At 47.8% G+C, this 15,498-nt stretch carries 12 protein-coding genes; 5 read left to right on the top strand and 7 right to left on the bottom strand.

Annotation, left to right across the window (positions count from 1 at the left end; translation table 11 throughout):
• Nucleotides 1-37 precede the first annotated feature (37 nt).
• The 4 genes from MHM89_RS00250 to MHM89_RS00235 all read left to right on the top strand — a co-directional run bounded on the left by MHM89_RS00250 (nt 38) and on the right by MHM89_RS00235 (nt 6,157).
• On the top strand, nt 38-715 hold the full coding sequence (locus MHM89_RS00250; protein WP_239407801.1) for a DUF1826 domain-containing protein: 678 nt from the start codon (nt 38-40) through the stop codon (nt 713-715).
• A gap of 54 nt (nt 716-769) precedes the next feature.
• Nucleotides 770-1,681, top strand: a complete 912-nt coding sequence (gene folE2, locus MHM89_RS00245; protein WP_239407800.1) for a GTP cyclohydrolase FolE2 — start codon at nt 770-772, stop codon at nt 1,679-1,681.
• Nucleotides 1,682-1,819: 138 nt separating this feature from the next.
• Nucleotides 1,820-2,992: an efflux RND transporter periplasmic adaptor subunit gene (locus MHM89_RS00240; protein WP_138509079.1), complete on the top strand. Its 1,173-nt coding sequence runs from the start codon at nt 1,820-1,822 to the stop codon at nt 2,990-2,992.
• A 3-nt stretch (nt 2,993-2,995) separates the two neighbouring features.
• Nucleotides 2,996-6,157, top strand: coding sequence for an efflux RND transporter permease subunit (locus MHM89_RS00235; protein ID WP_239407799.1), 3,162 nt, complete (start codon nt 2,996-2,998; stop codon nt 6,155-6,157).
• 332 nt (nt 6,158-6,489) lie between these two features.
• Here MHM89_RS00235 and MHM89_RS00230 read toward each other — a convergent pair whose 3' ends face one another.
• Nucleotides 6,490-7,356, bottom strand: coding sequence for a hypothetical protein (locus MHM89_RS00230; protein ID WP_239407798.1), 867 nt, complete (start codon nt 7,354-7,356; stop codon nt 6,490-6,492).
• 134 nt (nt 7,357-7,490) lie between these two features.
• On the opposite strand from MHM89_RS00230, the gene MHM89_RS00225 reads away from it, so the two are divergent.
• A complete protein-coding gene (locus MHM89_RS00225) occupies nt 7,491-7,790 on the top strand; it encodes a hypothetical protein (RefSeq protein ID WP_045980054.1) in 300 nt (99 codons plus the stop codon).
• Between the two features lie 156 nt (nt 7,791-7,946).
• On the opposite strand, the gene MHM89_RS00220 is transcribed toward MHM89_RS00225, so the two are convergent.
• From MHM89_RS00220 to dapB, 6 genes are all read right to left on the bottom strand, one after another.
• A complete protein-coding gene (locus MHM89_RS00220) occupies nt 7,947-8,243 on the bottom strand; it encodes a hypothetical protein (RefSeq protein ID WP_239407797.1) in 297 nt (98 codons plus the stop codon).
• 47 nt (nt 8,244-8,290) lie between these two features.
• Nucleotides 8,291-9,307 (bottom strand): S66 peptidase family protein, encoded by a 1,017-nt coding sequence (locus MHM89_RS00215; protein ID WP_239407796.1) that lies wholly within the window; start codon nt 9,305-9,307, stop codon nt 8,291-8,293.
• 127 nt (nt 9,308-9,434) lie between these two features.
• The gene (gene greA / locus MHM89_RS00210) at nt 9,435-9,911 is read right to left on the bottom strand and encodes a transcription elongation factor GreA (protein WP_022946185.1); all 477 of its coding nucleotides are present in this window, start codon (nt 9,909-9,911) and stop codon (nt 9,435-9,437) included.
• A 46-nt stretch (nt 9,912-9,957) separates the two neighbouring features.
• Nucleotides 9,958-13,176: a carbamoyl-phosphate synthase large subunit gene (gene carB, locus MHM89_RS00205; RefSeq protein ID WP_045980325.1), complete on the bottom strand. Its 3,219-nt coding sequence runs from the start codon at nt 13,174-13,176 to the stop codon at nt 9,958-9,960.
• 18 nt (nt 13,177-13,194) lie between these two features.
• Entirely contained in the window at nt 13,195-14,331 is a 1,137-nt protein-coding gene (carA, locus tag MHM89_RS00200) for a glutamine-hydrolyzing carbamoyl-phosphate synthase small subunit (RefSeq protein WP_022946183.1), read from the bottom strand.
• A gap of 209 nt (nt 14,332-14,540) precedes the next feature.
• Nucleotides 14,541-15,347, bottom strand: coding sequence for a 4-hydroxy-tetrahydrodipicolinate reductase (gene dapB, locus MHM89_RS00195; protein ID WP_235420105.1), 807 nt, complete (start codon nt 15,345-15,347; stop codon nt 14,541-14,543).
• Between the last annotated feature and the right edge of the window lie 151 nt (nt 15,348-15,498).

Here is a 15,498-nt window from a genome sequence, read left to right as displayed (position 1 = left end):
GATATGTTATAACAAACTATAAATAACGAGAGATGCTATGCAAGTAACACAGTCCCATGCCCCTGATGCGCCCCCCGTGCATCAGCCAAAAACAGCGAGAGTGTCAAGCAATGTTGATGTATTACCTTCAATTTACCAGCCAGCTCATAACATCGTCATTTGGAAACGCGCACTCGACTCAACGATACGCGGGCAAATCCAAACCCTTATTCAGGCGCAGCCAAATCTCGCATTGACTTCGACGGTGAGCGCAAAGTCAGTACTTCACACCTTGCAAAGTAACTTTGATAACCACCAAGATTATCAGGCCTTGTTCAGCGATATCTCTACATTAGTGGATATGTTCAGCTGTTTGCTTGACTGTGAACACGTTGGTTTACGGCTCAAAGTGATCAGCCAAGCCATGTGCCCTCGGTTTCACATTGACCGCGTGCCCGTGCGCTTAGTAACCACTTACCAAGGCCCGGGGTCGCAGTGGCTAGCCCACGCCGATGCAGACTACAGCAAGCTTGGCAGCGGCAATCAAGGGCTCAGTGACGAAAAATCAGGGCTGTATCGCCATGCTGAGCATATTCATCAATTACAAGCAGGTGATGTGGCACTGCTCAAAGGACAACTTTGGCCTGACGGTGAGCATAGCGCATTGGTGCATCGCTCTCCCCCACAACATGATCAGCAACCGAGGCTATTACTGACTCTCGATGGCATTTTTTAGCCCTGTATAGCTGTATTTAATAACCCCCACACCGACTAACCAAATGAGGAAAAAATGGGCCATTTACCTGATATTACTGCAGTGCAACCAGCAGATACCGCTTTAACGCTGAAATGGGTCGGGATGGAGCACATTGCCCTACCCATACACGTTCCAATTTCCAGCTCGCAGATACAGCAAACTCATGCACAAGCAGATGTTTTTGTCAGCCTAGATAGTAAGCAGGCAAAAGGGATTCATATGTCACGGCTTTATCAAATACTGAACCAGCATTTGAGCAACAAAGCGATGACGCCCCATCGCTTAGAGCATCTGCTTCGCGAGCTTATCAGTTCGCAGCAAGGGCTAAGCCACAGTGCCAAGCTGCAGCTGAGTTTTGACCTTATACTCGAGAAAAAAGCCTTAATCAGCGATAAGAGCGGCTACCAAGGCTACCCGGTGACGCTACATTGTGAATATCACCAAGGCCAGTTTACTATTGAGCTCGGCTTGTCTATTCCTTATTCCAGCACCTGCCCTTGCTCCGCTGCATTATCGCGCCAAGCTCTGAGCGACGCTATTGCCTGCGAGTTTACAGACGATGCCATCGACAAGAACACATTGCTCAACTGGCTAAGTAGCGAACAAGGCTCTATCGCCACGCCGCACAGTCAGCGTTCATTCGCCTACATTCACATGCAGATGCAAGGTCATACCTTGGGCTATATCAGTGATCTTATCACCGAGTTCGAGGCCGTCATTGCCACCGCCGTGCAAACCGCAGTGAAAAGAGAGGACGAGCAAGCCTTTGCCAAGCTCAATGCCGAAAACCTGCTGTTTTGTGAAGACGCCGCCCGGCGTATAAAACAGGCGTTGCAGTACAAACCCAGGCTACTCGGTTATTGGTTCAAGGTTGAACACCAAGAAAGTCTGCATGCCCATAACGCAGTCGTCGTTGACTATAAACGGATGTCAACGCTGGAATAAACAGCGTTGCATTGAAGTTGCCGCCTATTATTTGCGCGCTGCTGACACACAATTCATGGTTTGTTACATCTTCCACATACCTGTAAACATCATTCACGATAGTATTAAGCTGTCATCGAAATATACGGGAGCAACACTGTGGCTAGTAAAAAACAAATATTTTTGCCGCTAGGGGTATTGGCAGGCGCCATCGGGGTGTTTGTCGCCCTCAGCGCCATGAAGTCGCCGCCACCACAAAAAGCACAACAGGATATCGCCCCTCTGGTTGAGGTAACGCCAGTGGAATTAACGGACGTAACATTAAAAGTGCATTCGTATGGCGAGGTTATGGCGCAAGAGCAAACGGAGCTTGTGGCGCAAGTAAGCGGTCAGGTAGTCTCTGTTTCTGAGCAATTTGTAAAAGGTGGCTTTGTTGCCAAAGGCGATGAATTGCTGCGTATTGACCCGAATGATTATGAAGCGGCGCTCATTGAGGCGCAGGCAGGTCTAGCTCAAGCTCAATCAGCACTAGAAATTGAACAGGCACAGGCACATGTGGCTAAAGCTGAATGGCAGCGTATTAAAGACAATGCCAATGAGGTGATCCCCTCAGAGCTGTATTTACGCAAACCGCAACTGGCAGAAAAGCTCGCCAACTTTAGAGCTGCACAAGCGCAAGTGAAACGCGCCAAACGCAATTTAGAGCGCACCTCGATTCGTGCTCCCTTTGATGCCTTAGTAACAGCAAAAAATATTAGTTTAGGTAGTGTTGTCAGCCCAGGTAGTAAACTGGGTCAAGTCGATGCCACCGACATTGCCAAAGTGCGTTTACCGGTTGCCAATCACGATATGCAGTATCTTGTCGACGGCGGCGTCGGCGCGAAAGTCAGTTTACAAAGCGATATCGCCGGCAAAGCGGTGACTTGGCAAGGCACCATAGTGCGTAATGAAGGCGTGGTTGATAAACGTTCACGCATGACCTATCTGGTCGCCTATGTAAACACCCCTTACCAACACAGCGTACCGCTGCGTTTTGGTGCCTACACCAATGCGACTATTACCGGCAAACAACTGCGAAATGCGGCAATAATCCCCAGCCACTTAATCAAAGAAAATCGCGTCGCACTGTTGAATAACGACAATACTTTGGAATTCAGTGCCCTTAATGTTATTCGCGAACAAGACGGTATGGCTTATGTTGACACCGGTTTGACTACCGGAGAGCAACTCATTACCTCAGCGCTTGAATACCCTACTGAGGGCATGGCGCTGCGCTTAAATGATGAGCCAACCCAGAAGCCACACACGCAATTGGCACTGAAAGAGGACTAAGTGATGACGCAGCAAAGAGAAAAAGGCTTAATCGCTTGGTTTGCGCGTAATCCGGTGGCAGCCAACTTATTGATGGTATTCATCATTGTTGGCGGTATCCTTAGCGCCCTATCTATTCGCAAACAAATGTTCCCACAGTTTGAGAATAACTGGTTAAGTATTCAGGCGGTTTATCCCGGTGCGGCCCCTCAAGAGGTTGAAGAAGGGATCACCATCAAGGTTGAGGAGTCTTTACAGGGATTGGAGGGGATCAAACGTTTGATCACCTACTCTAATCGTGGCTACTCACAAAGCTGGATTGAGGTCGAAGAGTCTTACGACCCGCAAGAAGTGCTCGATGAAGTAAAAATGCAGGTCGATGCAATTTCCAGCTTCCCTGCGGAGATGGAGCGCCCTAATATTCGCCGGCAAAAGTTTACTCAGGAAGTCATGATTTTGGCTCTCTACGGCGATATGAGTAATTATCAGCTTAAGGAGCTCGGGAATAAGCTGCATGATGAAATGCTCAGTCTGCCGCTAGTGAACTTAGTCGAATTTAACTCCGGCTTGGATTACGAGATAAGTATTGAAGTCAGCCCCGATAAGCTGCGCGAATATGGCCTTACCTTCCGCGATATCGCCACGGCGGTGCGTAACTTCTCGGCCAATATGTCTGCCGGACAAATCCGCTCCGATAACGGCTACATATCCATGCGCGTGGAAAAACAAGCCTATCGCGGTAATGAATTTGAGAAGCTGCCATTAATTACCCTTGAAGATGGCGCACAAGTCTTTTTGGGGGATGTGGCCACCATTCAAGACGGCTTTGAAGAAGGCCTACAATATTCGAAATACAATGGTAAAAACTCGCTGATGTTCGAGGTGGCAGCCTCCAAAGATCAAGACATCACCCGCGTTGCTGCGGTAATGGATGACTACCTCAAGCGCAAAGAAACCGAATTACCCGCAGGTGTTAAATTAACGCCTATGGTCGATTTAACCTACTACCTCGAAGGGCGTCTCGATATGATGATCGAGAATATGATTTGGGGCGGTGTGTTAGTCATGCTGATGCTGGCGATGTTCCTACGCATTCGTTTGGCCTTTTGGGTGATGATGGGGTTACCGGTGTCCTTTCTCGGCGCTTTCCTGATGATGCCCGTGGGGCTAGACATCACCATTAACCTTGCCTCACTGTTCGCTTTTATTTTGGTTCTGGGGATCGTTGTAGACGATGCCATTGTGGTGGGTGAGTCGGCCCATGCGGAGATAGAAAAGCATGGCCAAAGTTTAGATAACGTCGTACGCGGCGTAAAACGCGTCGCCGTGCCCGCCACCTTTGGTGTGCTCACCACCGTCGCCGCTTTTTTACCACAAACACTCGCCTCCGGCCCTGGCGCAGCATTCAGTAAAGCCATAGGCGGCGTTATTATCCTCTGCTTACTGTTCTCCTTGGTGGAATCAAAACTGATCCTTCCAGCGCACTTGGCGGCGATGAAAAACCGCCCGGTTAACCCACGCAACCCGTTGCATCGTTTGCGCAGTCGCTTTGATGCGGGCTTAAAGTACGTGATTGAATCACTATACCGCCCTGCGGTTACCTGGTGTATTCACTACCGTTACACCGTCATTGTGGGCTTTTTGGGTATTTTAATTGTCAGTGCGGGGCTATTCGCCGGTGGACTCATTAAGTTTATCGCCAACCCAAAAATCCCTCATGATTTCCCTGGCATTAATATCGAAATGAATCTCGCCAGTTCAGAGAGTGCAACCTTGGCAACGGCTCGCAAAGTTGAGCAAGTGGTGCTCGATGTTGAAAAACAAATTGAACAGCAATACGGCCAGCCAATGATCCGCGATATTTCTGTCAACATGCAAGGGCGCACTAACGCTCGCTTGATGATGGTATTGGTAGAGCCGCATTTGCGTCCTATGGATACCTTTGCGCTCAGTGCTCTGTGGCGTGAAAATATGCCGCCACTGCCGGGACTGAAATCAATGACCATCGACGATAGCATCATGAATGGCGGCGGTCGTGATGATGGCGATATCAGCTTCCGTTTAGAGGGTCGAGATAACGAACAATTGAAAGAAGTGGCCGCCAAACTCAAAGACAAACTTGCCACCATGGCCGGTGTGGGTGATATCAATGACTCCATGCAAAGTGCCACCGAAGAAGTACAGCTGGATTTAAAACCTATTGCCTACAGCTTAGGGCTGACCTTAGCCGATGTTGCATCGCAGGTGAACTTTAGCTTTTATGGTTTAGAGGCGCAGCGCATTCTTCGCGATGGCGAAGAGTTAAAAGTGATGATCCGCTACCCCATTGAACAGCGAAATTCCATCAGTGAAATCAATGATGTGCGCATTATCACGCCTGCTGGCGCAGAAGTGCCGCTGGCAGAAGTAGCCGAGGTAACGCTGGTCGACGGTGTTAACCGCATCCGTCGCGAAAATGCCAAACGCACGGTTAACGTGTGGGCTGCGGTAGACCCCAATCAAGCTGAACCTTTCACCATTGCCCGAGAGATCCGTGATGAGTATCTGCCAGCTTTATTGAAGAACTACCCCGGCGTACAAAGCAAGGTTGCTGGGCGCGTGCAAGAGGAAATGGAAAGCGTTGCCGAGCAAATCCGCGATTTAGTGCTATCGCTGATGATTATCTTTGCGTTATTGGCAATTCCTTTGCGCTCTTACACCCAGCCCTTGTTGATCATGTCGGTGATCCCCTTTGGCGTGGTCGGCGCGGTTTATGGCCATGTATTTATGGGCATGACCATGAGTAGCCTGTCATTCTTTGGCATCATCGCCGTGGCCGGTGTGGTGGTTAACGATTCACTGGTCATGGTGGACTTTGTCAATAAAGCGCGTGCCCAGGGTATCGCTATAAAAGATGCGGTGGTCGAAGCAGGTTGCAAGCGCTTTCGCGCTATTTTGCTTACCTCAATCACCACCTTTATCGGCCTTATCCCGATTATCACTGAAACCAGCTTGCAGGCACAAATTGTGATCCCTATGGCGGTTTCCTTGGCTTTCGGGGTGCTCTTTGCAACGGTGATCACCTTGGTACTCATTCCTTGCCAATATGTGGCGCTGGAAGATGCCAAGCGTCTGATGCGCAAATGGTTCTCTCGCCCTGATCCAGGCACCGAAGTAGGTGATAAACCGGCTGCACAACATAATTAAGCATTGTTACTAACCCAACCATAAAGCCCCGCATCGCGGGGCTTTTTTTTTGAGCTAGCCATTTATTTGAGGGGTTATAAGCTAATCGCTGCGGGCCAGTAACAATACAGATTTTTGCTTCAAGGCTGTTAAGAGCGAGAAGCAAACAGCTACTCTAAATCATTATTGGACAGAAACACGTTAGAGTATTTATTCGGTAACGCCGCATTAAGGTGTGAGCAACGCTACCACGAAACTTAACCATGCCACCGTAAACACAAAACCCAACGATGGAATAAAAAATGCTATGCGTTGGGAATCACTCTTAAATGCTTTGTTATAGCGCGTTTACCCTAAAAATCTTGGCAACATTCGATGATGCGTTTTAGCAACTGAGTTGAGTCTTCATCATCTTCATCATCTTCACTCAAAGCAAATTCAATAAACTCTTCACAAGCAGACTTAAACTTATCGTTTAGAGCAAATAAGGCATCGTCTCCACTACCAAGCAAATATATAAAATCCATTGATGCTAATAGCTGATAAGTAGCAACAAAGTTGCCTTCCTGAAACTCAAAAAATGATTTTCTATCCGAATCTGCTTCGAAATCAATAAACTCACTAAACACCTGCATAATAAAATCACTGACAACATTACCGATTTCAAATTTATGTTTTTCTGCGTAATAAAGAAATATACAAGTATACGATAAGCCTACATACCCACCAGAAAATGGTTTGTCATAATAGTCATCACTATTCTTTTGGGCCGCGGCATACTTTCTGACCATTCGGTCACTACCCAGTAGATTTTCAAAGTCGATTTCATTGAACTCAGAAGTCAAAGACTCAACCTGCTCTTTTATTTGATGTTGGTGATCAATAGTAATATCTATTTTTTCACTGACTTTTTTTAGGTGGTCTAGAGTAAGACTTAAATCGTTTTTACTTAAGTCCATTCTCTCTGTAACTGACATGAGTTTTTCAACTTGACTACTGATTTGTGTAGCTGAATTTTGTTGTGACAAAGATTGAATATATGAATAAACAATAGCCAAAACTGCAAGAATAATTGAGACAACAGTACCTGCAAATGAGATGTAACCAAGAGCACCACTATTGCCACCGTACAACCAAGCTGCAGCTTGTACAATAAATTGGAGGAGAATAATTATAAAAATTATGTAAAGCCACTCACGAGATTTCATTTTTTCTTTCATTACAATCACCTAGTTACGAAACCGTGCACTTTATCATCATTAATGAGGGTAGATCTATTTGCTCATCAAGCGCTATAACAGCTTATTAGTGAGACCTTGTAAGGTATGCTACCTTGTAAGGTAGGAGATTACCTATGTATAGACAAACTAATAAAGCTTCAAAAAATTATCGTAAATCATACACTAATCGAAAATTTGCTATAGAACAAGAAAGCTTTGTAGAGCCACAAAACATTCCTGAACTAAGAAGAATAATCGAAATCACCGATTACGATAGTGGTGAACCCATTACTCATAAACTTGAACTGTATAAAACTGATCGGATCGATTGTTATAAAGTTTTAGTCGACGGAAAGCTTTGGAAAAAGCGTATTGGTTGGAGCAACATCTTGGCAGGAATTAGAAAAGCCCTCCCTAGATTAGCTAGGGAATGAGTGTCCGTACTTCGCCCAAAGCCACCATCAGAGCATTCACGTTAACTCGTTTTGGAGCAAAAACGAGTTATGTATAAAGGTGCGCTTCTTGTACCAAGCTGACTAGCCAGCCTATTTCCATTGTATTAGTGCAAAATGAAATTACCGATATAAAGCTTAGTCCTTGTGCGACAACAATGAATACAGCGCATCGATACGTTTATTAATGCGCTTGTGTTGATTGTGCATGTCAAAGCCCTGAGCGAATATCAAAATCACCAGCACATAAAGTACTGGTTCGCTCAGCACCTCTGGATACATGGCTTGTAATAGCATCACAACCAGCAAATTGCTAAGCAAACGCGCCACCCAGCTTTTCCATGTAGGGCGCAAATTATTAAACGTGGCTAAGTGTTGTTGTTGACGGCGTTGCTCCTCTAAACACCACTGCGCCATCGCTTTGTCCTTTTGCATTTATTAGCTCCTTAAAAATTATATATCAGCCTTTGTATATCGCGCTGTTAGCGATAGTGCTGCACTAGGCTAAGTTCACCCTGTTTAAATTCACATTCAGTATCGGCACCATTAACCATGACCCAGTTGGGCGCAACATGACCAATATCAGCATCGATAACAACCGGACACGCCACCCCTTGGAGGGCGTAATCGAGGGCATCATAGTAGCTAAAATCTCCCTGCCCTAGGCACAATGAACGCCCGAGAATAATGCCACAGAGATTCTCTAAGCCTCCAGTGGCGCGCACCGCCAATAAGCCCCGAGCAAATTGTGCCGGGCTCAGCTCGGCATTTTCCAAATACAAAATCACACCTTGATTGTTATGTGCTCGCCACTGCTTTAGGTCTAACAGCGAGCTACATAACAAAGGAAACAATGTATCGGCGCAGCCACCGATTAAACGCCCAGCAAACTGCGCTGAGTGCGACCCTGATAACATGCGCGTGTGAGTTGGAATATCTCCCTTAAATACGGCGTTGGGATGCGTGCGGTAGTTGGGGTGTGTCGCCTGATAACATTGGCTACTGCGTTGTTGCAATTGCTGGCCCAAGCTCAAGTTCAGCGCCGTAAATACTTGCTCAACCTGAGCACTGCGGTCATTGATGCCTAATTGCATTAAATTAGCGCAGTGCATGGTTGCCCACTGGCAGCGATAGCTTAATACGGCGCTAATGGTGCTGATATCGGAAAACCCTGTTAACCACTTAGGTGCGGCATTGGCTAAGGCATCAAAATCCAAGTGGGGCAATAAATCTAAAGCGAAATCCCCACCCCAAGGCGGCATAATTGCAGCCACCGTCTCATCCAATAGCAGTGTCATCAGCTCATTGGCGCGCGCTTCAGGAGAGGCACTCACTAACCCTTGTTTTCGTAGCGAGTCGCCCTCTCGTACTTGAAAGCCGCGTTGTTTAAGGCCCTCCAGTACATAATCCAAACGTGGCCAAAAAGGCGCATCGACCCCCGAGGAGATCGCGGGAACGGCGATAGTATCACCGGGTTTTAACGGTGCAGGATAACGCATGGGAGCTTCCTTGTTGAGTCATTTGCGCAGGCTATGATGCGCAGTACACGGTTTCCCGGCGCAAGTGCATCACTGCCATAAAAAAGCCCGCGTCAAGGCGCGGGCTTTTTAGAATGAATACGCTCGTTTAGAGGTATTCAACTTCGATAATTTCGTATTCCACCGCACCATTAGGTGTTTCAATGTTCACGCTGTCGTCGAGTTGTTTGCCGACAAGACCGCGAGCAATGGGTGAATTAACCGAAATCAGGTTATTTTTAATATCCGCTTCGTCGTCACCAACAATGCGATAACGTACTTCTTCGTCGGTATCCACATTTAATATGGTGACCGTGGTGCCGAAAATCACTTTGCCGTTGTTCGGCATTTTAGTGACGTCGATAATTTGCGCATTCGACAGTTTCGCTTCAATTTCTTGAATACGACCTTCACAGAACCCTTGTTGCTCACGGGCAGCGTGATACTCGGCGTTTTCTTTCAAATCTCCGTGTTCACGCGCTTCGGCGATATCAGCGATGATCTTTGGACGCGTTACTGTCTTTAATTCGTTTAACTCTTCACGCAATAGCTCTGCACCGCGTGCGGTCATTGGAATTTTTTGCATAGTTTTCCCACTTACGGTAGGCCGCAGCAACACTGCGGCCAAGCGCTTAGTTTACTCGTTGGTGTAACTCTTGAACTGACGCTACGTGGCCACGATCGTCTGCTGAGTTAGCCGTACAGTTGGCAAACGCAGCATTCAAGGTGGTGGTGTAGTTTGTCTTGTGCATCAAGGCGCCACGACGTAACACTTTGGAATCCTCAATCGCTTGGCGACCTTCGGTGGTGTTTACGATGTAGCTATACTCGCCGTTTTTAATGCGGTCAAGGATATGAGGACGGCCCTCAAATACCTTGTTTACACGGCGAACTGCGATGCCCGCATCTTCAAGCGCTTGCGCTGTCCCTGAGGTTGCGTCTAGTTCAAAGCCTAGTTCAGTCATGGTTTTAGCAAGCTCAATAGCTCGCGCTTTGTCACCATTACGTACTGATAGTAACGCGCGACCACCGCGTGGTAAAGCATTACCTGCTCCAAGCTGCGCTTTTGCAAAGGCTTCGGCGAAAGTATCACCAACGCCCATCACTTCACCGGTAGAACGCATCTCTGGGCCACGAATTGGGTCAACACCTTGGAATTTAGCAAAGGGTAACACCACCTCTTTGACACTGTAATAAGGTGGAATGGTCTCTTTGCTGATGCCTTGGCTCGCTAGGCTTTGACCAGCCATACAACGCGCCGCTACCTTAGCTAGTGGCACGCCCGTCGCCTTTGATACGAACGGAATTGTACGCGCGGCACGAGGGTTCACTTCAATCAGGTAAACTTCACCGTCTTTAACTGCGAACTGAGTATTCATAAGACCAATTACGCCCAGCTCAAGCGCCATGTTGCGCACTTGCTCACGCATAACATCTTGAATGTCTTGGCTCAGTGTATGGGCAGGTAGAGAACATGCCGAGTCACCAGAGTGTACCCCTGCTTGCTCGATGTGCTCCATAATACCGCCGATAATAACGGTTTCACCATCACACACCGCGTCTACGTCAACCTCAATGGCATCATCAAGGAAGTGGTCCAAAAGCACTGGGGCTTCATTAGACACCGATACCGCTTCATTCATGTAGCGGCGTAGGTCGTCTTCATCATAAACGATTTCCATCGCTCGGCCACCCAGTACATAAGAGGGACGAACCACCAGCGGGAAGCCAATTTCTTTTGATTTGGCAATCGCCTCTTCTTGCGACGTGACGGTGGCATTTTCAGGTTGCAGCAGGTTCAAACGCTCAACCATTTGCTGGAAACGCTCACGGTCTTCTGCACGGTCAATGGCATCCGGTGAAGTACCAATGATTGGCACACCGTTCGCTTCTAAAGCACGCGCCAGTTTCAATGGCGTTTGTCCACCGTATTGCACGATAACGCCTTTTGGCTTTTCAACACGCGCAATTTCCAGAACATCTTCAAGGGTGATTGGCTCGAAGTATAGGCGATCTGAGGTATCGTAGTCTGTTGACACTGTCTCAGGGTTACAGTTCACCATGATGGTCTCATAACCGTCTTCACGCATCGCCAGTGCTGCGTGCACACAGCAGTAGTCGAATTCGATACCTTGACCAATACGGTTTGGACCACCACCGATAACCATGATTTTGTCTTTGTCTGAAGGCGCCGCTTCACACTCTTCATCATAGCTTGAGTACATGTAGGCAGTGTCTGAGCTAAACTCAGCTGCACAGGTATCCACGCGCTTGTATACGGGCAGAATATCCAGCTGCTGACGCTTTTTACGGATTTCTTTTTCCGACACACCGGCAAGTTCAGCAATACGCGCATCGGCAAAACCTTTACGTTTTAAAGCGCGTAAGAAGTCGCCAGTAAGACCAGCTAGGCCGCCTTCTTTGACTTTTTCTTCGTCTTTGATGATGTCTTCAATTTGCACCAGATACCAGCGGTCAATCTTGGTTAAATTAAATACATCTTCCACGCTCATACCATGGCGCATCGCATCGGCGATGTACCAGATACGCTCAGCGCCCGGCTCACGTAGCTCGCGAGTGATTTTCTCAATCGCGCCTTTTTCACCAATAGGCAATACCGGGTTAAAGCCGGTCGCACCTACTTCTAATCCACGCAGTGCCTTGTGCAGTGACTCTTGCTGATTACGACCAATAGCCATTACCTCACCCACTGACTTCATCTGTGTGGTTAGGCGGTCATTAGAGCCGGCAAACTTTTCAAAGTTAAAGCGTGGAATTTTCGTAACAACGTAGTCAATAGACGGCTCGAATGACGCCGGAGTTTTGCCACCGGTGATATCATTTTGCAGCTCGTCCAGGGTATAACCCACAGCCAGTTTGGCAGCGATTTTTGCAATCGGGAAACCAGTCGCTTTTGAAGCCAATGCCGATGAGCGTGACACTCGAGGGTTCATTTCAATAATGACCACGCGGCCGTTATCTGGATTAACGCCGAATTGTACGTTAGAGCCACCGGTTTCTACGCCGATTTCACGCAGTACCGCCATCGAGGCGTTACGCATGATTTGGTATTCTTTGTCGGTCAGTGTTTGTGCCGGCGCTACAGTGATTGAGTCACCGGTGTGTACGCCCATAGGGTCGAAGTTTTCAATTGAGCAGACAATGATGCAGTTATCATTTTTGTCCCGCACGACTTCCATTTCGTACTCTTTCCAGCCCAGTAAGCTTTCGTCAATCAACAGCTCATTGGTCGGCGATAGGTCAAGACCTCGCGTACAGATTTCGTCGAACTCTTCCATGTTGTAAGCCACACCGCCGCCGGTGCCGCCCATGGTAAATGACGGACGAATAATACATGGAAAGCCAATGCGCGAAAGCACATCGTGGGCTTCATCCATAGAGCGCGCAATTTCCGCACGCGGACACTCAAGGCCAATATTTTTCATCGCGGCGTCAAAACGTTCGCGGTTTTCCGCTTTATCAATGGCATCCGCCGTGGCACCGATAAGCTCAACGTCATATTTGGCAAGCACGCCGTGCTTATCCAGCTCAAGTGCACAGTTCAATGCGGTTTGTCCGCCCATTGTTGGCAGCACCGCATCGGGCTTCTCTTTGGCGATGATTTTCTCTACTACTTCCCAGTGAATAGGCTCGATGTAGGTGGCATCGGCCATTTCTGGGTCGGTCATAATCGTAGCAGGGTTAGAGTTAACAAGGATTACCCGGTAACCCTCCTCTTTAAGCGCTTTACAGGCTTGAGCACCCGAGTAGTCAAATTCGCAAGCTTGACCGATAACGATCGGGCCTGCGCCTAAGATAAGAATGCTTTTTATGTCAGTACGTTTTGGCATTATTACTCCGGTCTTAAATTAGTTAGATTGCGCTTGCATCAGTTCGATAAAGTGATCGAACAACGGGGCTGCGTCATGGGGGCCTGGGCTAGCTTCTGGGTGGCCTTGGAAACTAAACGCAGGCTTATCGGTGCGGTGGATACCTTGTAAGGTGCCATCAAACAACGATTTATGTGTCGCTCTAAGGTTCTCTGGCAAGCTTGCTTCATCCGCCGCGAAGCCATGGTTTTGCGCAGTGATCATCACTACCCCACGGTCAAGGTCTTTTACCGGGTGGTTACCACCGTGGTGGCCAAATTTCATTTTTGCAGTGCTTGCACCTGAAGCCAGTGCTAATAATTGGTGACCAAGGCAAATGCCGAAAATAGGGATGTTTTTATCAAGGAAGGTTTTAATGGCGTCAATGGCGTAAGTACAAGGTTCTGGATCGCCGGGGCCGTTAGAGAGGAAAATGCCATCGGGATTAAGCTTTAACACCTCTTCTGCCGAGGTTTGTGCCGGCACCACCGTGAGCTTACAGCCTCTATCCACCAACATCCTGAGAATGTTGCGCTTAACGCCAAAGTCGTAGGCAACCACATGAAACTTTTCATCCTCAGCGCTTAGGGTTTTAAAGCCCTCGCCCAGTGTCCAGCTCGTTTCGCGCCACTCGAATGGCTCGCTGGTACAGACTTCTTTGGCTAAATCCATGCCTTTCAACCCAGGGAAGGCTTGCGCCGCTTCCAGGGCTTTATTCTCATCAACCTCATCGCCCGCGATGATACACCCGTTTTGCGCCCCTTTATCACGAAGGATACGAGTCAACTTACGGGTATCGATATCGGCGATGCCTAAAATGTTACGTTCTTTTAGGTAATCGTCGAGCGATTGTTGGTTGCGGAAATTACTCGCTAGCAGTGGCAAATCGCGGATAACTAGGCCTTTAGCCCAGATACGTGCCGCTTCTTCGTCTTCGCTGTTAGTACCCGTGTTCCCGATATGCGGGTAAGTCAGGGTAACGATTTGTTCGGCATATGACGGATCAGTCAAGATTTCTTGGTAACCAGTCATCGACGTGTTGAATACTACTTCACCCACTGACATGCCGTCAGCGCCGATCGCAGTACCGCGAAACACTGTGCCGTCTTCTAGGACTAACAGAGCGGATTTAGTCAAGTTAACCTCCTAACAGTAAAAAACGGGAGTAAAAATGACCGATTTACTACCCGTTTGCAGCGCTTGGTTATACGCATTATGAAATTTTGGCAAATTGACGATATTCTACACGAGAGTCGGAGAAAGATCTAATTAAAAGTTTGTAAATATAAAAAACAGCACCTATTCAATGAAAAACTCCCGAAACTCGTAAAAACACCCTTAAAGTTCTATAGTTCGAGCACATCTTGCATAGTATAAAAGCCAGGTTGCTTATTTTGCACCCACTTCGCAGCCCTCACAGCTCCTTGCGCGAACGTCATTCTTGAGCTTGCTTTGTGTGTTAATTCAAGCCTTTCACCCATTAATGCAAAGTAAGCCGTATGTTCACCAACTATATCGCCACCTCGTAGCACCGAATAGCCAATTTCCTTTTGAGATTTGGCCTGCTCACTTTGTGAGCGGTCATACACAGCGATGTCATCGTGTTGCCATTGTTTGGCTTCGGCAATGGCTTCACCAAGGGCTAATGCGGTCCCTGATGGTGCATCAATCTTATGGCGGTGGTGAGCTTCGAAAACCTCTATGTCGGCGTCATCACCCATTTTCTGCGCTGCCGTTTGCACCAAATTAAGTAATAAATTAATACCGACGCTAAAGTTACGGGCAAAAACAATGGGGATATGCTCGCTGGCATCATACAAACGCTGCATTTGTTGCTCATCAAGCCCGGTGGTACCAATCACCATCGGCGTGCCTTTAGCAACGGCGATATCAAGGTGGGCCAGCATGCCAGCAGGAAGGGTGAAATCAATCAGCACGTCACACTGACTTTGCTCATCGAAGGCGCTAAAAGCTAAGCCCTCAGCGTGTTCGCTTAGGTCTTTAACTACATTGTTAACATTGACACCGAGCAGTTGTGAGTGCGCGCGTACATAAGCGCCTGCGAGCTGCGTGTCACCATCATTATTGGTTGCAGCTAATAACACTTGCCCCATTCGGCCATTGGCACCGAGTACCCCTACACGAGCAGACATATATTTTCCTTCAATCAATGAAATACTGATAGCCTCTATGCTAACGCAGATGCACAGGGTGCGCGAGTGAGAAAGATTCAAAACAATGCCCTGCGGCCATGTCGTGTGCGATTTCATTTTAAGCCCAGGGTAAGCCCGCTAATTATGGCTA

Source organism: Pseudoalteromonas sp. CNC9-20 (assembly GCF_022347875.1).
GTDB lineage: Bacteria > Pseudomonadota > Gammaproteobacteria > Enterobacterales > Alteromonadaceae > Pseudoalteromonas > Pseudoalteromonas ruthenica.
Note: the sequence above shows the minus strand (reverse complement) of the source record. Positions and strands in the feature narration are given on the sequence as shown.